The sequence below is a fragment of the Enterococcus sp. DIV0170 genome, assembly GCF_051710765.1.
GTDB lineage: Bacteria > Bacillota > Bacilli > Lactobacillales > Enterococcaceae > Enterococcus_A > Enterococcus_A raffinosus.
On record NZ_JBIOLG010000001.1, the window covers coordinates 1,753,869 to 1,775,878 of the forward strand.

The window sequence follows — 22,010 nt, forward strand, 5'->3', positions numbered from 1 at the left end:
ACCACAATCAACTCTTCGCACCAGCTAAAACGTTTCCCTACACTTCACAAAATTAACATAAACTATTTCTCACAAAACGTCATACCAGTTTTTTTAAAATAATTAACAGATAAGAATCAACCTTATTTAAAACAAGTGATATCAAGGAACTTCTTAGTATAAAATAATTCTTACTTAATCAATAAAACAAAAAAGACCGCACATAATGTGCGATCCTCGATAGTAAGATTATTCTACAGCAAGTTTGCGTTTCTTCGCTGCTTTTTCACGTTCTGATTTATTTAAAATCTGTTTACGTAAACGAATCGATTCTGGTGTAATTTCACAGTATTCATCATCATTCAAGAACTCTAACGACTCTTCCAAGGTTAAAATTCGTGGTTTTTTGATAACCGATGTTTGGTCTTTTGTAGCGGAACGAACGTTAGTCATTTGTTTGGCTTTTGTAATGTTAACACCTAAGTCTTTATCACGGCTGTTTTCACCAACAATCATACCCTCATATACTTCTGTCGTTGGTTCGACAAAAACTGTTCCACGTTCTTCAACACTCATAATAGAGTACATTGTAGCTTTTCCATTATCAACAGAAACTAACGCACCATTACGACGTCCACCAATCACTCCTTGGATCAATGGTAGGTATTGGTCAAATGTGTGGTTCATAATACCATACCCACGCGTCATTGATAAGAATTCAGTAGTGAATCCAATCAAACCACGAGCTGGTGCCAAGAAGACCAAACGGACTTGACCGTTTCCTGAATGGATCATATCTTGCATTTCAGCTTTACGTTGCCCTAATGCTTCAATTACACTCCCCATATATTCTTCTGGAGTATCGATTTGTACACGTTCAAACGGTTCACATTTCACACCATCTACGATTCTTTCGATAACTTCTGGACGAGAAACTTGTAATTCATATCCTTCACGACGCATATTTTCGATCAAGATTGATAAGTGCAATTCCCCACGCCCTGAAACAGTCCATGCATCTGGTGAATCGGTATTTTCAACGCGAAGTGAAACGTCTGTATGCAATTCTGACATTAAGCGTTCCTCGATTTTACGAGCAGTCACATATTTACCCTCGCGACCAGCAAATGGTGAATTATTCACTAAGAAAGTCATTTGCAAAGTTGGTTCATCAATATGCAGAATTGGTAATGCTTCTTGATGGTCAACAGGCGTCACTGTTTCTCCAACGAAAATGTCCTCCATACCAGAAACAGCAATCAAATCTCCTGCTTTTGCTTCTTGAACTTCTAAACGCTGCAGGCCAAAGAAACCAAAGATTTTTGTAACACGGAAATTCTTAATTGAACCATCAAGCTTCATAACAGAAACTTGGTCGCCGACTTTCATCTTTCCACGGAAGATACGTCCGATACCAATACGGCCTACGTAGTCATTGTAATCCAACAATGAAACTTGGAATTGCAATGGCTCATCACTATTATCAACAGGAGCAGGAATTTTTTCAACAATCGTATCAAAAACAGGAGCCATTGTTGGTTCTTGTTCTGCAGGATCATCGGATAAACTAGATGTTCCGTTAATCGCTGAAGCGTAAATAACTGGGAAATCTAATTGATCATCATCTGCACCTAATTCGATAAATAATTCTAATACTTCATCTACAACTTCTTCTGGACGAGCAGAAGGTTTGTCAATTTTATTTACAACAACGATTGGTGTTAAATGTTGCTCCAATGCTTTTTTCAATACGAAACGTGTTTGCGGCATCGTACCTTCATAAGCATCTACAACTAATAGTACGCCATCAACCATTTTCATGATACGTTCCACTTCACCACCGAAATCGGCGTGTCCTGGTGTGTCCATGATGTTGATCTTGTAGTCTTTATAGTTTACAGCAGTATTTTTCGCTAAGATCGTGATTCCACGTTCTTTTTCTAATGCATTTGAATCCATTGCACGTTCTTGTAAACTAACGTGGCTGTCAAGGGTATCAGATTGTTTAAGCATTTCATCAACTAGTGTTGTTTTACCATGGTCGACGTGGGCAATAATGGCCACGTTGCGGATATCTTCTCTGTAATTCAATTTTAATTGCTCCTTTTCTTGTAACGCGAGACTCACTCGATTGACAATTATAACAGAAAATCATTAAGAGTGTTAGTAAAACATTTTCATTTTTTCAGAAAAAGTATTTTCTTAACGATTGTCTTCATCAAACGCTTGGATTTCAGCCATCGCGGCCTGAGTTGCACCAATAAAAAACTCCCGACCTTGGAAGCTTAAGGGCTGCTGATTTTTTCCTGTAAAGCTCATTCCTAACTGCTCCATCATAATCGTTCCCGCTGCATAGTCCCACGGACTCAACATACTGACATAACCAATTTGAGTTCCCTTTATTATTGCGATGAAGTCTAACCCGGCGCACCCTAAAACACGAATCCCCATAGACGCTTGTCCAATTTCTTGCGCATGGTAACTATTTTTACGGTACAGCGCGGCATTCATACCAATTAACCCTTCTCTTAACGACTGATTTTCAGGTGCTGAAATTTCTTCTTGATTAAAGAAGACTTTCCCAACTTTTGGTCCACCCCAAAAAAGTTCATCTCGCATCACATCATAAATAAATCCTAATTGTCCCTTTCCCTCTTCGTAGACAGCAATCATGATACAAAAATTTTCTCGCTGCATGACAAAATTTAGTGTTCCGTCAATTGGATCAATGACAAAAACACGTCCTTTATCGATTGGTGTCTGATCCTGTCCGTTTTCTTCTCCTAAAATCAGAGCCTGTGGATCATAGGCATTAATTTTTTCAACAATAAAATCTTGGACCTCTTTATCAACATTTGTCACTAAATCGGTTCGTCCATTTTTTTGGTCTACTTTTAGTGCGTCACCTAATCCTGATTTAATTATTTCAGCCGCCTCATAAATCCAACTAATAATTTCTTTTTCCATCTTGATAATCTCTCCTAGCTAAGTTTTGATTGCCACCATGAATAAGTATTAAATAGAAAATATTACATTTTAAAGCGTTTTGTCGTTGTTGCTTTTGCTTTTTGTAATGTTCGATAAATAGAATAATCGCTAACCTCTTGAAAATCACGACCTATTCGTTTTTCTTCTCCGATACTTTTAACAACTGTTTTGAATTTTTTATAGCCTTCTAAAAAGACTTCTTTATCAATACCGCTTTCGTTCGCTTCTTCTACTAAATTCAGAAAGTTGATAACAATCACGATTTCTTCATGTGTCCAATCTTCATCAATTGGATAACTATAATTTGCCATTGATCCACACTCCATTCCAAATTAGTTTACCATAGAATCATCGAAACTTTTGCTTATGGACCATCCTGTTCGTCTACTATATTTAGTTGGTTTGCTCAGACTCTGCTAAAGTTGACAGATAGAGAATATTCAAACGGTTGCCATAATTTGTATAGCCACAAACATTCACAAAAATATCGATGATTCGTTCACATTGATCCTGTCCTTTTGAATCATGCTTTTTTACTAAAAGCAAACCATAAAGGAACTTTGCATACAAATCATAGTGAATATATTTCAAATCACGATTGGGCGTTAAATAGCTGAGATACTCTACTAAAATTTTCTCTGCAGAAATTAATTGATTTTCTTCAACAAGAAACCGTGCTAAATGCAAGACAGCATCACAACGCCATTTTCGTATTTCGTAATTCCCATCTTGCTGATTAACTAAGCGATTAGCATAATAAAAAGCCTCTTCTGGACTAAATAAATCTCCGTTATAGGTGACCAAGAAAGACTCAAATTTACCCCAAGTTTCAGTTTCTCTTAAGTAATTCGCTATTGGAGATACATTGACTGTATAACTAGGTAAAAAAATATAATTATAGAATCTCTGACCAATAATTGCTGCAAATAGAAATCTATCCTCTTTAGTCTCTTTATAAAAGGCTTCCTGTTTCTCAACAAATTTTTTTAACGAGAATGAGTTTCCAGCATGATAGGCTTGATCAATTTCTTCTTCAATTTCATATAACCAAGCATCTAAACTTCCCTCAATTTCAAAAGCAAATTCGTCAACTGTCGTGTTTAATCTATTTAACAATTGTACCAAGTTTGAAAAACGAATATCGCCATTTTCCCGTTCATATTTTCTTAAAAATTGAGGAGACACAATTCCTTCTGAAACATTCGTTATGGTTCGATTTTTCTTCTCGCGAATTTCTTGGAAAAATTTTCCTGTCATTGTTTTCAACTCCTGATATCTTCATATACTCTTTTCAGATAAATTAGCTAGGTCTATTTTAAAGTGACTTACGAAACTTTTATTTCTGCTAAACTAAAATACCATGAAAAAATAGTGAGATAATCTAATTTTAGAAAAGTTTATTTCAGAAATTCTTTTTTCTATCTAATATATCTAATAAAAAAAAGAAAACAATGATCATCGAACAGGATCAGAACGAAATCATTTTATCGACAGATGAACTTCCTGATGATTTGATTTGCCCTACTGTCTTATCGCCAGATCTATTAATTTAAGGAAGAAACGAGTAGCTAAAATTCGAAAATATCTCTGAAACGACTTTTATTAAGAAAAGAGTTGAAATACCATGTCGCACAGATTCAAGTTTCGTTGATCCCTCTTGAATGAAGTGACTATTGCCTAGAACAGCAGTTGTTTTATTAAAAAAGCATCACTAAACAAGTGTGTATGGATTAATTAAGCACTCTTGATTATGATGGGTTTAAGTTGGTACTTCTATTGAAAAAAATCTTCTTACCTGAAAAAGTATATTGATAAGGGGGAACGTTTCAGACTGTAAAAAAAGCCAAAATCCACTAATAATTAGGATTTTGGCTCTTTCTTTTTAAATATGAATTGGCATACCTAAAGCTAATTCAGAAGCATCCATAACAATTTCACCTAATGATGGATGTGGGTGAATGGTTAAAGCAATATCTTCGGCATTCATACCAGATTCGATGGCTAACGCCAATTCAGAAATCATATCACTCGCTCCAACACCAGCAATTTGACCGCCAATGATGACATTGTCTTCTACGGTAGTTACTAAACGAATGAATCCTTCTGTTTTACCTAAAGATAGCGCGCGTCCATTTCCAGAGAATGGGAATTTGAACGCTTTTGCTTCTAATCCAGCTTCTTTTGCTTCCTTGATCGTCATTCCAACAGTAGCTAATTCTGGATCAGTAAAAGCTACTGCGGGCATTGCTTTATAGTCCACCGCAACTTTCTTGCCAGAGATTGCTTCCGCTGCGATTTTCGCTTCGTAGCTTGCTTTATGAGCTAAAGCAGCTCCAGGAACGATGTCGCCAATGGCATAGATGCTAGGCACGTTTGTACGTCCTTGTTTGTCGACTGGAATCAATCCTCGATCTGTCATTTCAACACCCGCTTGTTCTAAGCCCATGTCATTTGTATTCGGACGACGACCAACGGTTACCATCACATAATCAGCATCAACCGTTTCTTCTTTGCCGTCAACTTCATAACGAACCGTTACACTATCTCCATTATCAACAGCTTCACGAGCCATTGCAGAGGTCACGACCTTGATTCCTTTTTGTTTGAAATCTTTTTCAACAAGTTGCACCATGTCTTTTTCATAAGTAGGCAAAATTTGTGGTGTACCTTCAACAATTGTTACTTCAGCACCAAGGTTAGCATATGCGCCACCTAGTTCAGCACCGATAACGCCACCGCCAATAATGACAAGTTTTTCTGGAACTTCTGCTAAGGCTAAGCCGCCAGTAGAATCTAATACGCGACCACCGAATTTAAAGCCGGGGATCTCGATTGGACGAGAACCTGTTGCGACAATTGCATTATTAAATGAGTAAGTTTGAGCAGAATCAGGGTGAATTACTCGTAAAGTTTTGTCATCTACAAAGAAAGCTTCCCCTTCGATAATTTCTACTTTGTGTTTTTTCAATAAAAATTTAACACCTGAAGTTAATTTATTAACGACTTCATTTTCTTTCCACTCTTGTGTTTTCGTGAAATCCAATTTGACTTTTTCACTTGTGACACCAAACATTGATGAATCAAGTGAGTCTTGGTAATGATGTCCCGCAGAAATTAGCGCTTTTGACGGAACACAACCGACGTTTAAACACACGCCTCCAATATATTCACGCTCAATAATCGCTACCTTCTGTCCCATTTCAGCGGCGCGGATAGCGGCAACATAGCCGCCAGGTCCAGCACCGATTACAACTGTATCTAATTCAATGGCAAAATCTCCAACTACCATGATTTTATCATCCTTCCATTAATAATAATTCTGGATCAGCCAATAAACGTTTAATATTGTTCATAGCTTTTTGTGCTGTCGCACCATCAACGATACGATGGTCGAAGCTTAATGAAAGTTTCATTACACGGCCAACCGCTAATTCGCCTTCATCGTTAACGATTGGTTGTTGTGCAATCGTACCAACGCCAAGAATCGCAACTTCAGGGTAGTTGATTACTGGAGTAAACCAGCCACCGCCTACAGAACCAATATTTGAGATTGTGATCGTCCCATTCCGCATATCATCCGCAGATAACTTACCGTCGTGTGCCAATGCTGCTTTTTCATTAATTTCATCGGCAATTTTGAACATACCTTTTGTATCAGCATTTTTGACGTTTGGTACATATAAACCATGATCAGTATCTGTCGCAATACCAATATTGTAGTAATTTTTATAGACAATTTCTTGAGCTGCATCATCGATTGATGCATTCAAGACTGGGTATTTTTTCACTGTTGCAGTTAAAGCTTTCACTACGTAAGGCAAGAACGTTAATTTTGTTCCGTTGTCTAAAGCTACTTGCTTGAATTTCTTACGATGATCCCAAAGCTTAGACACTTCTACTTCGTCATGCAGAGTTACATGAGGTGCAGTATGTTTGCTGTTAACCATTGCTTTAGCAATCGCTTTACGGGTTGGTGTCAATTTCTCACGAGTTTCCATTTCACCCATATTTGATGTAAATGGTTGAGCAGGTTTCTCAGCTTTCACTGGTGAACTTGCTGATGAAGCAGCTGTTTCAGTTGATTTTACTTCTGATTTGGTTGGTTCAGTTTGTCCACCGCCGGAAATAAATGTATCGATATCTTCCTTAAGGACACGTCCACCTTTTCCAGTAGCAGTTACCTGGCTAATATCCACATCTTTCTCACGTGCGTATTGACGAACGGACGGCATTGCTAAGATGCGTTTATCTGGGTTACTTGCTTCTACAACTGAAGAGTTTCCTTTCGCTTCAACTTTTGGCGCCTCCGTTGGTACAGATGCTTCGCTTGAAGAAGCACTTGAATCATTGTGTCCAGGTGCATCAATTTCGACTAAAACGTCTCCAACATTGGCAACTGTTCCTTCATCAACAATGATGTTCTTGATTGTCCCTGTTACTGGAGAGGGAATTTCTTCCACTGATTTGTCGTTTTGAACTTCTAATAAAGTATCGTCTTCTTCGATCTTATCGCCAGCTTTAACGAACCACTTAACGATTTCGCCTTCCGCAATGCCTTCACCAATATCGGGTAATTTGAATTGGAAAACTCCACCGCCCTCATTAGAACTGCTGCTCTCACTTGATCCGCTTTCGACCGTTGGTTCAGCCGCTGGTGCTTCTGGTGTTTGCGATTCTGCTGCAACACCTGCGTCCCCTTCATTATCTTCATGACCAGGTGCATCGATTTCAACTAAAACATCACCGACATTCGCAACTGTTCCTTCATCAACAATAATTTTTTTGATTGTTCCTGTTACAGGAGAAGGAATTTCTTCCACTGATTTATCATTTTGTACTTCTAATAAAGTGTCATCTTCGTTAATTGTATCGCCAGCTTTGACGAACCATTTGACGATCTCACCTTCAGCAATGCCTTCACCGATGTCAGGCAGTTTAAATTGGTAAGCCATGTTTTTTCGCTCCTTTAGTTTAAAATTCTACGATTTCTTTTACTTTTGCTTCGATATCTGCTGCGTTTGGCAACCAGATACCTTCCGCTTGTCCAAATGGGAAAATCGTATCTGGAGCAGAAACCCGTCCGATAGGTGCTTCTAATGAAAGAATTGCCCGTTCTGAGATTTCTGAAATTACTTGTGCAGAAACGCCTGCTTGTTTTTGCGCTTCTTGAACAACAACGACACGACCAGTCTTCTCTACTGATTTAATGATTGTTTCAACATCAAGAGGAGCTACTGTCCGCAAGTCAATAATTTCTGCATTAATATTTTCTTTTGCTAAATTGTCAGCAGCTTTAATTGCTTCACGAACCATCGCGCCATAAGTAATAATTGAAACATCTGATCCTTCCTTAGTTACAGCTGCTTTGTCTAGAGGTACTTCATAAATTCCTTCTGGAACTTCTTCACGGAATGAACGGTAAAGCTTCATATGTTCTAAGAAGACTACCGGGTCGTTATTTCTGATTGATGCGATCAATAGTCCTTTTGCGTCATAAGGGTTTGATGGAATAACTACACGCAGACCTGGTGATTGTGCCATTAAACCTTCTAAATTATCTGAGTGGAGTTCTGGTGTATGAACACCACCACCGAATGGTGCACGAATCGTGATCGGTAAATTCCGAGTATTTCCCATGCGATAACGAGTCCGAGCCATTTGTCCGACAATTTCATCCATCGCTTCAAATACAAAACCAAAGAATTGAATCTCTGGAACTGGACGGAAGCCTTGCAATGCTAAGCCAAAACCAAGTCCCGCAATACCAGATTCAGCTAATGGCGTATCGAAAACTTGATCTTCACCGAATTTCTCTTGCAATCCCTCAGTGGCACGAAAAACGCCTCCGTTCTTCCCAACGTCTTCACCGAAAATTAATACTTCTTTATCTTTTTCAAGCATCAGAGCTAAGGCATCTGTAATTGCTTGTATCATTGTTTTTTGTGCCATGATTATTTCGACTCCTTCGCTTCATAGAATTCAATTTGCTCTTTAATGTTTTGTGGCTGTACCTCATACATGTTTTTCAAGAAATCAGAAACTTTCTGCTTTGGTACACGGTCGGCATCAGTAATCGCTTGTTTAATTTCTTCTTTTGTTGCTTCAATCACTTTTTCTTCTTGCTCTTCTGACCATAAGCCTTTTTCTGTCAGATATTTACGGAATCGAACCAATGGATCTTTCTTTGTCCATTCATCATCCATTTCTTTTGAACGGTAACGTGTTGGGTCATCACCAGATAGCGTGTGTGGACCATATCTGTAAGTTAAAGTTTCAATTAACACTGGACCATTGCCATTTGCTGCCCACTCACGTGCTTTTTTAGAAACGTAATAGACTGCTAATGGATCCATTCCGTCAACCTGAATACCAGGAATTCCAGCTGCCACTGATTTTTGGGCTAACGTTTTTGCTGCGGATTGTTTTTCACGAGGGGTAGAAATCGCAAATCCGTTATTTTGAATATAAAATACAGCGTTTGCATGATAAGCACCGGCAAAGTTAATTGCTTCATAGAAATCACCCTGTGATGAACCGCCATCGCCTGTATAAGTGAAAACAACGTTTTTGCTGTTACGTTTCTTCAGTCCTAAAGCAACACCAGCCGCTTGAACATATTGCGCACCTATAATGATTTGTGGAGGCAATGCTTGCAAATCCGCTGGATAGTTATTTCCTGCAACATGACCTCGAGACCATAAGAAAGCCTCTGCTAATGGTAGCCCGTGTTTGATCAATTGTGGTACATCACGATAACCTGGTAATAAAACGTCTTCTTTTTCAAATGCAAAGTGACTGGCTAATTGGCTAGCTTCTTGTCCAGCAGTTGGCGCGAAAAACCCTAAACGTCCTTGACGATTTAATGCAGTCGAACGTTGGTCTAGCACTCGAGACCAAACCATCGAAGTCATTAATTCTACAAGTTCATCATCGGATAGCTCAGGAACTAGGTTTTCATTTACAATTTTCCCGTCCTCATCCAACGCTTGGTACACGGGGAAATCCGCGTTTACATCTTTTAGTAAGGCTTCAAAATCAATCGTTAACTCTTTTTCTGCCATGGTGTACACTTTCCTCTCTTAAATAAATTAAGTCTTGTTATCAGTGCAACAGCAAGTCAATCTGTATTATTGCTATTGCTCCTTCCATTCTAAATTAGCATTTTTGTATTCAATTGACAACAAACTTGCTCACTAATTTTGAGCGAATTGAAGCGTTTCACATTTTAGGCTTGTGAAATCATGTTCAGCACCCTTTCAATAAGGAATTCTGACCAATCGGACAAAACAATAAGATTAAATCAAAAGGGTATTTAGTTTTATTAAAGCTCTATTGTTTTTAGAATAATTTACAACTAAAACGACTGACTGCACAATCTTCAAAACTTAAATTTTGTTGCCTTTTTTCACAAAAAAAGAAACAGAATGGCAACACAGGCCATTCTGTTATAGTTCAGATCCATTCTTTTGCAATTTTTATATATACGACTTTTCCTAGCTGAGTCGCTAACATGTAAGCAGCAACGATAATAAGATACCATAGCCAATAGCTGCTTGGTAAATGAACAAAATCAAATTGTTCAGCAATTGGAGTCAAAACAACTAATGCTCCGACAACAACAGCCATCAGTAAACTGGCAAAAACTTGTGGTGCTGGACGACTTTGGATAAATGGAATTTTCTTCGTTCTTACCATTAAAACAACCAATGCTTGTGTGGTAAGACCGATCATAAACCACCCGGTTTGGAAAAGGTTTTGTGCACCAACTGTATTGGCACCAAAAATGAACCACATGACTAAGAAAGTAATTATGTCGAAAACTGAGCTGATCGGACCAATACAGACAGTGAATTTTAATAGACCGGTAGTTTCCCATTTAGTTGGAGCCTGTAATTCCTCATCATCCACATTGTCCCAAGGAATTGTTAGTTGTGCAAAATCATAGATTAAATTTTGCAATAGTAATTGAATTGACAGCATAGGTAAAAATGGTAAAAACGCGCTAGCAATTAAAATAGAAAATACGTTTCCAAAATTTGAACTAATAGTGATTTTAATGTATTTCATCATATTACTAAATACTCGGCGGCCTTCAATAACACCATTTTCTAAAACGCCTAGGCTTTTTTCTAGTAGGATGATTGAACTGGCATCCTTAGTGATATCTGCCGCTGTGTCCACCGAAATTCCGACATCAGCTTTTCGTAAGGCTGGCGCATCATTGATTCCATCCCCCATGAAACCCACCGTGTGTCCCTTAGTTTGTAGCGATTCAATGATTCGTGATTTTTGCATAGGGTTTAACTTGGCAAACAGATTGATTTTTTCTGCTGCTTGATACAGCTCTTCATCTGACATTTCATCAATTTGATTCCCTAATACAAAATCGTCCGCAGGAATGCCAACATCTTGGCATACTTTTTGAGCAACGATTGCATTATCCCCTGTCAAAACCTTCACTGTTACACCGTGTTGTTGGAGCGATTTAATTGCTGGTTTAGCTGATGCCTTTGCTGGATCAAGGAACCCCATAAAACCGATTAATGTCATATCTTTTTCATCATCCGTTGAATAAATAGGTTCATCATGGGCATCTCTCCGCACAGCAACCGTGATTACTCGCATACCTTGACGATTCATTTTCTCGTTAACGATCTGTAACTGTTGGCGGATATCTGGCGTTAATTCTAAAATTTCCCCATTTATTTCAACATATTTGCAGATTGCTGCCATTTCTTCAACAGCGCCCTTAGTGATCATTAATTGATGCTCGTCCGTCTTCATTACGACAGTTAAACGCCGGCGAGAAAAATCAAATGGTATCTCATCAATTTTCTGAACCGCTCGATAAGGCAAATGACGATTTTGCTCTTCAAAATAATTAATTACCGCGATGTCCATCAAATTTTTCCACCCTGTCTGATAGGTAGAATTCATAAAAGCCAAGTCCAAAACTTGTTCATTTTCATTTCCTAAAGGGTCTAAATGCTGTACTAATACAACACGATCTTCCGTAATAGTTCCCGTTTTATCTGTACATAAAACATCCATACTACCTAGATTTTGAATCGAAGCTAATTCTTTCACAATGACTTTGTGCTTCGAAAGAGTTAATGCCCCCTTCGCCAAATTCGAGCTTACTATCATTGGGAGCATTTCAGGTGTCAAGCCCACTGCAACTGCAATTGCAAAGAAGAAGGCACTACTCCAATCCCCCTTAGTAAATCCGTTAATTAAAAACACTAAGGGAAACAGAACCATAACCATTCGCAGCAGCAACTTACTAACTTTTGATAATCCAATATCAAAAGAAGTCTTGCCACGTTTCGATGTCGCATTTTTAGCGATATCACCAAAGAACGTTTGCTGACCTGTCTTTAGAATAATAGCTTTTCCTTGACCACTTAACACGTCAGTTCCCATAAATACTAAATTGGTTAAGTCTAATGCGGTTGTTTCTTCGTTTATTTCCGTCTCATCTGAAAGATATTTTTCGACAGGCATTGATTCTCCCGTTAACGAGGATTGATTGACGAAGAGATCCTTCGTCCAGATTAACACCGCATCTGCTGGAATCATGTCTCCAGTCGCTAACGTCAGAATGTCACCAGGTACTACTTCGTCCATCGGAATTTCCTTTGTTTCTCCATTACGTGTGATCGCAGCGGTATTTTCAATCATTTCTTTTAATTCAATACTCGCCTTTTGTGAGCGATATTCTTGAATGAACGTAATCAAAACACTAGCCAAAATCATGATCGTCATCACAATTGAGGCCTCAATATCATTTGTCAACAATGAAACGATGGCTAAAAGTGCTAAAACATAGACAAATGGATCGTTGAAAGCCTGCAAAAATAATAAAATACCAGGTGTCGGCTTCTGCGCAGAAACTTCATTAGGTCCATACTCCTCCAAACGACTTTGCGCATCCTCCTCTGATAGTCCTTGAAGAGATGTTCGCAAATTAAGGAATAAGTCACGATCAGATAAAATTGCTAATTTTTTTAACTCTTGATCTTTATTGATTTTGCGAGCAAGAAGGCCTTTTTTGTTCATCATAGTTTTTCCTCCTAAAATTCAAGGCAGCCAAAGCCGCCCAGTTATTCTTACTTTTCGGTCGACTATCTTCAAGGTCCATCTTCCTCACATCCTTTCATTATTCTTTGGCGATATTAAGCAACCTAACATGCTTACAGGTTTAACTGACAGAAAAAAAGCGCACACTCGAAAATGAGCACGCGCGAAAATCCAATCATGTTCATCGTCGAGCTTTAGCACTATAGGGCGTAGACAAAATTTGTCAGCTACGTTATGAATCACCTTCACGATGATTCCTGTTTTACCCATTGGCGTCTCTCGACATTTTTGGGCAGTAGCCTGTGTCCATATAAGAGCCTCACCTAACAATTATTCTTATTTACATCCTTACTATATGTCAGTTAACTCTCGGTGTCAAACATTAGATTGAAAAAACTTTTTCATTTTCAGAAACTCATCAACCTTTTTATTTGGAGAACTGCTAAAGTAATCTGCAAATTTTTTACTCCACAGTTTCGTTTCGCGAGCTTCTGCAAATTTTTCCATCGTATCATCATACTCTTCTATCAACTGATAGTTATAATCTTGGTACGTGTCATAGTGTACAATTGCCTGTTCTGGCAAACGAGGTTTGATTTTCATTTCCACATTGGGCTTTCCAATGCTCAAGCCAGCAACAGGAAAGACGAAATCAGGTAAATTCAACAAATTGCTTACTTCTGGAATATCTTTTCTAATCGATCCAACGACTACAGAACCCAATCCTAAAGATTCAGTGGCGATTACTGCATTTTCCAGGGCTAAAGCAGCATCGGTTACTGCTGTGATCAACGGATCTATACCTTCATTAATGCGATATCCCACTTCATAATGTTTAGCGACCTTCTCTGTTCTTTTTAAATCAGCTACGAATACAAGAAAAACCGAACTTTTAAGCATGTGTGGATTCCCTGGATTGAGCTCAACAAGCTTTTCTCTAATTTTCCGATCTTGTACCACGATAATGCTGTACATTTGACCATTCATCCAACTCGGTGCTTGGCGACTTGCGTTCAAAATTTTTTGTAATTCTTCCTCTGATAATTGATAGTTTTCGTCAAAATTACGATACGTTCGGTGTGTCTGTAAACTCTTTAATGCATCCATTTAATTCCTCCTTAGCTCTCTAGAAATCTTCTGTAGTTTTTCGAAAAAAAGTTGCTGTGCTTTTTCTGATAGTCGAGTATAATTCACTCTCATTGCCATTGTATCACTACTAAAAAGAAATGCGGGGGCAATTAATATTTTTTCTCTTAGGAAAATTTCCCAGTCTTTTCTGAACAATTTTTGATGCCGCCAAGTAAAATAAACATAGATTCCGCCTTCAATTTTAGAAATTATCCAATCCTCTGAAATACTATCAGCTAATGAAACAAATAAGTTGGCACGTTTCTTTAATTTACTTACTAATTCTTTCTGATTCCGTTCAAACTGTGAATCGGTCAAAGCGGTATGGGCGATCACCTGTGGGAAAACGCTGATGGAAAAATCCATCATTTGCTTGGCCTCGGATAATCGTTGAATTAAATCCCGATCAGCCACAATCCAGCCAATTTTGATAGAAGAACCAAAAATTTTAGATAATGAGCCTAGATGAATCACTTGATGTGGTGCAAGTTCCTTCAACGAAGGAGGGATGAGGTTAAAATTCATCTCACTGAATACTTCATCCTCGATAATTGGCAGCTGGTATTTTTGACTGAGCTCAATCAATTGCCTTCTGCGACTTTCTGACATCGTCTTCCCCGTCGGATTTTGAAAAGTTGGGTTAAGGATAATTAGCTTTATTTTTTTTGTGAGAATTAATTGCTCTAGCTTATCGATCTTCATTCCTTCGTTATCCATCTCTACACCATACAGCTTAATACCTGCAGTTGCGAAAATCGGTAATGAGTATAAAAAAGATGGATCCTCGATAGCTACGCTGTCTCCACTCTGCAGCATTACCTGAAGCAGTAAGAACATTGCCTGCTGTGCGCCTGAGGTGATCAAGACTTGGTCCGAAAAAACATCAATTTTCTGTTCTATTTTTATTTTCTGACAAATAATCTGCTGCAAAGGTCGATATCCCAAAGGGCTTTGTTTTCTTTCTTCTAAAAGTAATTCTTCCCAGGTGTAAGAAGGGAAGCGAAAATCAGGAATCAAATTTAAGGGGAGTTCTCCTGAGTAAAGATCAAGTGCTTCAGAATCAGACAATAAAAGTTGTAATTTTTCCAGAAAAGGTTCTCTAGGATGTGATTCCTGTGTAAAAAAACTGCGCCAATCAACCCTTGGCATCGTACTTCTTCCCCAATTCCCCTCATTCACTATTGTCCCACTACCCTGTCGCCGCAATACCCAGCCTAGACTAACCAACTCATCCAAAGCGTGAACGACTGTCGATCGATTTACATTATAATATGTAGCCAATTTACGCTCCGACGGCAACCGATCTCCTGGTTGCAGAGTGCCTTCTTGAATATAGGAAATAATTTGTTCCATAATTTGTTGATATATCGGTATTTTTGTTTTTTCTGATAGCTCCCACATAGAAATCCCTCATTTATTATTGGATGACTCAACGCTAACCCAATTCAATAAAAGAGTCAAGATAACTAAAAAAACTCATACTAATTATTAGTATGAGTTCAAATAATATTAAATCGTATCCCCATTGAAAATCGAGTTCTTAACAACTACATAATCAACTTTTTGCAGCGCCTCTAAATCATTCCCACCCGCGTAAGAAATCGATGATTGCAAATCTTGTTGCATTTCAATAAGAGTGTCTTTTAAAGAACCTTTATAAGGAATCCAGATTTTCTTTCCTTCTACATTCTTCTTTTCACCTTTTTGGAACTCAGAAGCACTTCCGAAGTACTCTTTATAAACAACTCCATCTTCGACCATTGTTTCCCCTGGTGATTCCTCGTGTCCAGCAAAAAGGGAGCCAATCATAACCATCGTAGCTCCGAATCGAATGGATTTTGCGATGTCTCCATGAGTACGAATACCACCATCTGCAATAATTGGTTTACGTGCCGCTTTTGCACACCAACTCAGTGCCGCTAATTGCCAACCGCCAGTACCAAAACCTGTTTTGATTTTAGTAATACATACCTTACCTGGCCCAATCCCAAGCTTGGTAGCATCTGCCCCAGCATTTTCTAATTCCCTTACTGCTTCTGGTGTACCAACATTCCCAGCAATTACAAATGTTTCTGGCAAATATTTTTTGATATGCTTGATCATATTAATCACCGGATCAGAATGTCCATGGGCAATATCAATGGTAATATAGTCTGGGTTTAATTTTTCTTCTGCTAATTGTTTTACAAAATCATATTCATATCCTTTTACACCGACACTAATAGATGTAAATAAACCACGAGATTGCATTTTCTTTATGAATGGAATTCGTTGGTCCTCATAAAAACGATGCATAATATAGAAGTAACCATTTTCTGCCAAAAATTCCGCAATACTTTCATCAATAATCGTTTGCATATTGGCTGGTACAACGGGCATCTTAAAACTAAACTTTCCTAATTGAACAGTCGTGTCACATTCTGAACGACTATTAACAATACACTTATTAGGAATCAGCTGAATATCTTCATAATCAAATACTTTCATAATGGCCTCCAATGAATAAGATCGCTATCTCATTTTAATTTGTTTTTATACTATTCAGACTACAAAAAGCAGGACTAATAAAAAAACATAGAGCGTTATCGCCCTATGTAATTTACAACATATTCACTTAAAAAGCAAGCTGATTTTAAATTTTATCTCAAAAAACACGAACATTAACTTTTCAGGCTAAAGCATTTCTTAATTTTTTGGCCTGAAGACTAACTAAAAAAATAACGTCTTCCATTTCCTCCTCATTAGTAACTTTCATTTCGATTTTTTGAGTTTTTTTTGAAACGTCTTCAAATTTTACTTTGAACTCATCTGACATTACTTTTACCATAGGGGTCAAATAACTTATCCCGAACTCTGGGAAAGGAGTACTAACTGAAAAGTAACTCTTATGGATTTTGATGCGACAAAGTAATCCATCATATTGTTCAATAACTAGCTGCCATCCAGTCTGTTTCTGGAAAATATATTTGATTTTAGGATCATAATGCCTCATAAGTTGAGCCAACAATATTTTCAAATACTGAGAATTAGGTAATCCTGATAAGATCGTCTGCAACTCTTGCTTCTCACCATCCGTTTTGGATCGTTTACTTTCCATGGTCCTCGCCTCTTTCGATATCAATACACTATGAAATAAAAATAGTTTTACTTTACGCAACTATTTGTATGAGTCAAATACTTTTTATTTTTCTTCAAATTCACGTTTTTTTTTAACGCTTTTTTCATATTAAGTTTACCACTTTTAATTAACTCTGTCATTTTTTAAATCTCGAGACAATTTGAGCAAAAAAAGACTGCAGACATCCACGATAAAATGGCTTCTGTCTACAGTCTGATTTACAAACGAAACTAGCTTTATTTTATTGATTTTGCACCGATATCCTTACGATAGAAGTAGTCTGTAGTATTCACCTCTTCTAAAGCTTCATACACTTTAGCTTGAGCAGACTCTATTGAATCCGACTCAGCCTCAACTAAAAGTACACGTCCGCCTGATGCGCGTATGGTTCCTTGATCGTCTGTTACTCCTGCAAAATATACAGTCACTTGATCATTAAATTCAGGAACAGACATTCCCTTTTTGTAATCATTAGGATAACCCTCCGCCGCTAAAACTACTCCTACTGAAGCTTGATTACTCCACGTCAATTCTGGTTCTTTATTATTTAACAGATCATCAATTATTTCTGCAAGATCACTAGTCAAACGTGGTAAAACAACTTGCGTTTCAGGGTCCCCAAAGCGAGCATTAAACTCAATGACTTTTGGACCTGTGTGTGTAGCTATTAATCCTGCATACAAGATTCCAGTAAAAGGCGTATCATTTTTCATCATTCCTGAAGCTGCTGGTTTCAGTATTCTTTCCACCGCAGCATCCACCATTTCTTCTGGTATCTGAGGTACTGGCGAGTAGGCTCCCATACCACCAGTATTTGGTCCCTTGTCTTCGTCAAATGCGCGTTTATGGTCTTGAGCAATTACCATTGGATAAACATTCTCATTTCTCACAAAAGCAAGCAAAGAGAATTCTTGTCCTTCCAGAAACTCCTCTACAACGACCTTGTCACCGCTCTTACCAAAGCGATGATCCGTCATCATTTCTTTTAATGCTTGTAATGCTTCCTCTAAAGTCATTGCGACGGTCACGCCTTTGCCAGCTGCTAAACCATCTGCTTTGATGACGATAGGCGCTCCTTTTTCTTTTACATATGCACAAGCTGCCTCGTAATTTGTGAAAGCTTCATAATCAGCAGTTGGAATCGCATTGTCCACCATTATTTTCTTGGCGAATTCCTTTGATCCTTCAATCATCGCCGCCGCCTTGTTAGGTCCAAAAATCTTTAGTCCCGCTGCTTGAAAATCATCAACAATCCCATTTAACAGTGGGATTTCAGGTCCAACAAACGTCCAAGCGATGTTTTTTTCTTTAACATAAGAAATCAATCCCTCATGATCATCTTCAGCGATATTCACTACTTGGATACCATCGCTTAACATGCCTGGATTTCCTTTCGCACAGTAAACCTCCGTCACTTTCGGGCTGTTCAATATCTTTCTTGCGATCGCGTGTTCTCGTCCACCGCTGCCAATAATTAATATCTTCATTGAATCCTCCTCAAATTAATGTCTAAAATGACGAACGCCTGTAAAGACCATTGCTACACCATATTTATTTGCCATCGCAATCGAATCTTTGTCACGAATACTTCCGCCAGGCTGAACAATTGCCTTGATTCCATGCTGAGCAGCATATTCTACGCTATCATCCATTGGGAAATAAGCATCACTAGCTAAAACTGCACCATCCATTCGTCCCTTAGCCTCATCTAGTGCGATTTTGACTGAACCGACTCGATTCATTTGTCCAGCTCCAACGCCAACTGTTTGATGTGCATTCGCAACTACAATCGCATTTGATTTTACATGCTTTACTGCTTTCCAAGCGAAGGCTAAAGCTTTTAATTCTTCATTTGTCGGCTTACGATCTGTCGCAACTTCCCATTCTTCGGTAATCTCTTCAATAACATCTTGATCCTGTACTAATAGTCCGCCTAAAACAGAAACGACTTCTGGTTGATTGTTTCTTTGATTCGCAAAATCTAATGTCATCAGTCGTAGGTTTTTCTTCCCTGATAACACTTCAAAGGCTTCTTTGGTGAAGCTTGGCGCGATAATAATTTCTAAAAATAGTTTATGCATCTCTTCTGCTGTCTCCAGATCAATCTCCCGATTTGCGACTAAAATACCACCAAAAATTGATGTGGGGTCTGCTTCATAAGCAAATTGATACGCCTCAGCGATAGTACGGCCACTCCCTATACCACATGGATTCATATGCTTTAATGCTACAACTGTCGGCTCAGTGAATTCGCGAGCAATACGAATTGCTGCATCAGCATCCTTAATGTTGTTGTATGACAGCTCTTTACCGTGAAGTTGTTGAGCACTAGCAATCGAGTAGGAAACAGGCAACGCACTTTGATAGAAAGCTGCCGTTTGATGACTATTTTCTCCATAACGTAACGTTTGTTTTAGGTCATACGTCAACGTTAATTTCTCTGGCTCGAGCTCGCTGACTTTCTCTGTTAAGTAATCAGCAATCAGTGCATCATAAGCTGCGGTATGACGAAACACTTTTGCCGCCAAACGTTTACGGGTCTCTAACGAAGTAGCTTGGTTGCTTTTCACTTCCGCTAAGACAAGTGCGTAATCTTTAGGATCAACTACCACAGTGACTGAACTGAAATTCTTTGCAGCCGAACGCAACATGCTTGGACCACCGATATCAATATTTTCGATCGCGTCTTCTTCCGTTACGTCTGACTTTGAAATTGTCTCCTTAAATGGATACAGATTCACACAAACATAATCGATTGGCTGAATATCATGCTCTGTCATTGCTTCCATGTGACTTGTTAAATCGCGTCTTCCCAACAATCCACCATGAATTTTTGGGTGCAAGGTCTTTACCCGACCATCCATCATCTCTGGAAAACCTGTCACCTCATCAATGCTTAACGTTGGAATACCGGCTTCATCTAAAACTTTTTTAGTTCCACCAGTAGAGATAATTTCAACTCCCGCCGCAATTAAACCTTTAGTAAACTCTACAACTCCAGTTTTATCTGAAACACTAATTAATGCTCTAGTCATTATGACTCTCCCTATAATTATATTTTTTAAACAAAACTACCTTTTTTGCCTGTTTTTTCAGCTGTTTTCTTTTACAATCTTTGCTAAAACCTCAGGATAAAGCTGATGTTCGATTTGATGGATCTTCGTCTCCAGATCACTTAGACTGTCCTCATCTGAAACTTCGACTCTACCCTGAGCAATGATAGGACCAGTGTCTACCCCACTATCGATATAATGAATCGTTACACCCGTTTCTTTTACTCCGGCTTCATAAGCATCTTTGATTCCATGTAGACCAGGAAAGTTAGGTAACAGGGCTGGATGAATATTCACAATCCGATTAGGAAAAGCTGCCAACAGATTTTTACCAATGATACGCATATAACCTGCCAATACAACAAGCTCAACATCATATTCTTTTAGTAAACCTAACAGTGCATCCTCGTAGCTCTGTTTATCAGAAAACTCCTTCAGCTCAAAACTTTCACAAGGTATGTCAAACTTTTTTCCTCGTTCAAGTACGTAAGCATTGTGGTGATCCGAAAATAATAGAACCAACTCCGCCGCAATTTTTTTATCCTTGATTGCCTGAGCGATTACCTCAAAGTTTGATCCGTTTCCCGAAGCCAAAACAGCTATTTTCATGCCTTTTCCCCTTTGAAAACAATCGATGATTCGTGTTTTTCTGTCACTTCACCAATAATATATGATGTCTCGTTGCGCTTCTGTAAATCGCTCTGCAACTCTGTAACTTTATCTGGTGAAACGGCTAAAACCATCCCGATTCCCATATTGAAAATCTCATACATTTCCATTTCAGGTATTTCACCATATTTAGCCAACGCATCGAAAATCGGCAAGATCGGCCATGAACCAAGTTTAATTTCACAAGCTAACGTTTCCGGTAACATTCTTGGCAAATTTTCAACAAATCCCCCACCAGTTACGTGAGCAATACCATTGATTAATCCCTGTTTTACTAAAGGCATAACAGCTTCGACATAAATTTTCGTAGGAGTCAGAATTTCATTACCTAATGAATCAACCAATTCAGGCAATTTTTCATCTATGGAGAATTGATGATTTTCAAAGAAAATTTTCCGAACAAGAGAATACCCGTTTGAATGGATACCTGATGAAGGCAATCCTATTAAAACATCCCCTGCTTGAATTTTCTCGCCCGTGATCATTTGGCTTTTCTCAGCGATACCAACTGTAAATCCAGCTAAATCATAATCCTCTTCACCGTACATTCCAGGCATTTCTGCGGTCTCTCCGCCAATCAAAGCTGCTCCCGCTTGAACACATCCTTCTGCTACGCCAGCTACAACTTGCTCTAAACGAGCTGGTACATTTTTTCCAGTTGCAATGTAATCCAAAAAGTAAAGGGGTTCTGCACCTTGTGCTACAATGTCATTCACACACATCGCGACACAATCAATCCCGATCGTGTCATGTTTATCCGCTTGGATAGCAACCATTAATTTTGTTCCAACACCATCCGTTCCGGAAACTAAAACAGGTTCCTTCAATTGAAATTGACTTAAATCGAAACAGCCGCCAAATCCGCCTATTGCTCCCATGACACCTAAACGTTCTGTTCTTTTTACATGTTTCTTGATGCGCTCAACTACTTCATAACCAGCTTCCACATCGACGCCAGCTTTGGAATATGCATTTCCCACTTGATTCTCTCCTTA

General features: G+C 38.5%; 17 protein-coding genes and 1 riboswitch. All 17 genes read right to left on the reverse strand.

The window, feature by feature from the left end:
- Positions 1–228: 228 nt before the first annotated feature.
- The 17 genes from typA to purM all read right to left on the reverse strand — a co-directional run bounded on the left by typA (position 229) and on the right by purM (position 21,995).
- Positions 229–2,070 carry a translational GTPase TypA gene (gene typA / locus IGI50_RS08530; protein ID WP_218255595.1) on the reverse strand — a complete coding sequence of 614 codons (1,842 nt, stop codon included), beginning with the start codon at positions 2,068–2,070 and terminating at the stop codon, positions 229–231.
- A 111-nt stretch (positions 2,071–2,181) separates the two neighbouring features.
- The gene (locus IGI50_RS08535) at positions 2,182–2,946 is read right to left on the reverse strand and encodes an inositol monophosphatase family protein (protein ID WP_438776735.1); all 765 of its coding nucleotides are present in this window, start codon (positions 2,944–2,946) and stop codon (positions 2,182–2,184) included.
- Between the two features lie 62 nt (positions 2,947–3,008).
- Positions 3,009–3,278: a UPF0223 family protein gene (locus IGI50_RS08540; RefSeq protein WP_218255597.1), complete on the reverse strand. Its 270-nt coding sequence runs from the start codon at positions 3,276–3,278 to the stop codon at positions 3,009–3,011.
- 82 nt (positions 3,279–3,360) lie between these two features.
- Positions 3,361–4,224 carry an Rgg/GadR/MutR family transcriptional regulator gene (locus IGI50_RS08545; RefSeq protein WP_218255598.1) on the reverse strand — a complete coding sequence of 288 codons (864 nt, stop codon included), beginning with the start codon at positions 4,222–4,224 and terminating at the stop codon, positions 3,361–3,363.
- Between the two features lie 625 nt (positions 4,225–4,849).
- A complete protein-coding gene (lpdA, locus tag IGI50_RS08550; RefSeq protein WP_218255599.1) occupies positions 4,850–6,256 on the reverse strand; it encodes a dihydrolipoyl dehydrogenase in 1,407 nt (468 codons plus the stop codon).
- A 7-nt stretch (positions 6,257–6,263) separates the two neighbouring features.
- Positions 6,264–7,919 (reverse strand): dihydrolipoyllysine-residue acetyltransferase, encoded by a 1,656-nt coding sequence (locus IGI50_RS08555; protein ID WP_438776736.1) that lies wholly within the window; start codon positions 7,917–7,919, stop codon positions 6,264–6,266.
- Positions 7,920–7,938: 19 nt separating this feature from the next.
- Positions 7,939–8,916 carry an alpha-ketoacid dehydrogenase subunit beta gene (locus IGI50_RS08560; RefSeq protein ID WP_010744927.1) on the reverse strand — a complete coding sequence of 326 codons (978 nt, stop codon included), beginning with the start codon at positions 8,914–8,916 and terminating at the stop codon, positions 7,939–7,941.
- Positions 8,917–8,918: 2 nt separating this feature from the next.
- Complete coding sequence (gene pdhA / locus IGI50_RS08565; RefSeq protein WP_218255601.1) at positions 8,919–10,028, reverse strand: pyruvate dehydrogenase (acetyl-transferring) E1 component subunit alpha; 1,110 nt, start codon at positions 10,026–10,028, stop codon at positions 8,919–8,921.
- Between the two features lie 391 nt (positions 10,029–10,419).
- Positions 10,420–13,026, reverse strand: coding sequence for a magnesium-translocating P-type ATPase (gene mgtA, locus IGI50_RS08570; protein WP_311855430.1), 2,607 nt, complete (start codon positions 13,024–13,026; stop codon positions 10,420–10,422).
- A gap of 194 nt (positions 13,027–13,220) precedes the next feature.
- Positions 13,221–13,385, reverse strand: a riboswitch (M-box (ykoK) riboswitch).
- A 37-nt stretch (positions 13,386–13,422) separates the two neighbouring features.
- Positions 13,423–14,154, reverse strand: a complete 732-nt coding sequence (locus IGI50_RS08575) for a nitroreductase family protein (protein WP_438776737.1) — start codon at positions 14,152–14,154, stop codon at positions 13,423–13,425.
- Positions 14,155–15,576 (reverse strand): PLP-dependent aminotransferase family protein, encoded by a 1,422-nt coding sequence (locus tag IGI50_RS08580; RefSeq protein ID WP_218255604.1) that lies wholly within the window; start codon positions 15,574–15,576, stop codon positions 14,155–14,157.
- Positions 15,577–15,684: 108 nt separating this feature from the next.
- On the reverse strand, positions 15,685–16,662 hold the full coding sequence (gene guaC, locus IGI50_RS08585) for a GMP reductase (RefSeq protein WP_010744934.1): 978 nt from the start codon (positions 16,660–16,662) through the stop codon (positions 15,685–15,687).
- A 181-nt stretch (positions 16,663–16,843) separates the two neighbouring features.
- Positions 16,844–17,272 (reverse strand): DUF3788 family protein, encoded by a 429-nt coding sequence (locus IGI50_RS08590; RefSeq protein ID WP_438776738.1) that lies wholly within the window; start codon positions 17,270–17,272, stop codon positions 16,844–16,846.
- Between the two features lie 257 nt (positions 17,273–17,529).
- Positions 17,530–18,780, reverse strand: a complete 1,251-nt coding sequence (gene purD, locus IGI50_RS08595; RefSeq protein ID WP_438776739.1) for a phosphoribosylamine--glycine ligase — start codon at positions 18,778–18,780, stop codon at positions 17,530–17,532.
- A gap of 15 nt (positions 18,781–18,795) precedes the next feature.
- Positions 18,796–20,328: a bifunctional phosphoribosylaminoimidazolecarboxamide formyltransferase/IMP cyclohydrolase gene (purH, locus tag IGI50_RS08600; RefSeq protein ID WP_438776740.1), complete on the reverse strand. Its 1,533-nt coding sequence runs from the start codon at positions 20,326–20,328 to the stop codon at positions 18,796–18,798.
- Positions 20,329–20,385: 57 nt separating this feature from the next.
- Complete coding sequence (purN, locus tag IGI50_RS08605; protein ID WP_438776742.1) at positions 20,386–20,955, reverse strand: phosphoribosylglycinamide formyltransferase; 570 nt, start codon at positions 20,953–20,955, stop codon at positions 20,386–20,388.
- Positions 20,952–21,995, reverse strand: coding sequence for a phosphoribosylformylglycinamidine cyclo-ligase (gene purM / locus IGI50_RS08610; protein ID WP_218255614.1), 1,044 nt, complete (start codon positions 21,993–21,995; stop codon positions 20,952–20,954). The genes purN and purM overlap by 4 nt, the downstream gene beginning before the upstream one ends.
- Between the last annotated feature and the right edge of the window lie 15 nt (positions 21,996–22,010).